The sequence below is a fragment of the Vibrio sp. 03_296 genome, from assembly GCF_002265885.1.
This window is the reverse complement of sequence record NZ_NPKW01000687.1, coordinates 1-553: the sequence shown is the minus strand read 5'-3', so window position 1 is coordinate 553 and position 553 is coordinate 1. Positions and strand designations below refer to the sequence as shown.

The 553-nt window shown below is 40.9% G+C and carries 1 protein-coding gene; it reads right to left on the bottom strand.

The features are described 5' to 3' along the window. The coding region (gene rdgC, locus CIK04_RS27145; RefSeq protein ID WP_176463447.1) for a recombination-associated protein RdgC at positions 1–230 on the bottom strand (230 nt) is incomplete at its 3' end. Positions 231–553 lie beyond the last annotated feature (323 nt).

Here is a 553-nt window from a genome sequence, read left to right as displayed (position 1 = left end):
CGAAGCGGGCAGCATTTTTTCTCTTTTTTAGCACAGATAAGAATGCGGTCTTCTGACACGTGGGTCATCATATCACCGTGTCGTCCCATCGCGCTTACCCAGCCAAATTTTTGCTTATCCTGGCTGCCACAAGGCGTATAACGGAACTCTGCCAATTGTTTTTCAAGTTGATCTGCGTTGAATTCAATCTCGCGATTCACGCGATAGACCATACAGTTTTTAAACCACATAGCGCTTCTCTAAGATAAATACAGGGGCAACATGATAGGCAATTTTTTCTAGCTTGTCCTAATCGAGTTGGAAAAAAACAAGATGATCAACAAAGAACAGTTATATGAAAATTTGTTTGCAAAGGTCACAAAAGTGTCATAATTGAACGTGATAATGCTTTCAGTTGCAAAGGGCTAGGGCCTATAAATTATTCAAACTTACATAAGGTTATTCAATTATGTCTAGAAGGATTCTGGTAGTAGAGGACGAAGCGCCAATTCGCGAAATGCTGTGTTTCGTGCTTGAACAGAAGGTTACCAGGCGGTTGAAGCTGAAGATTATG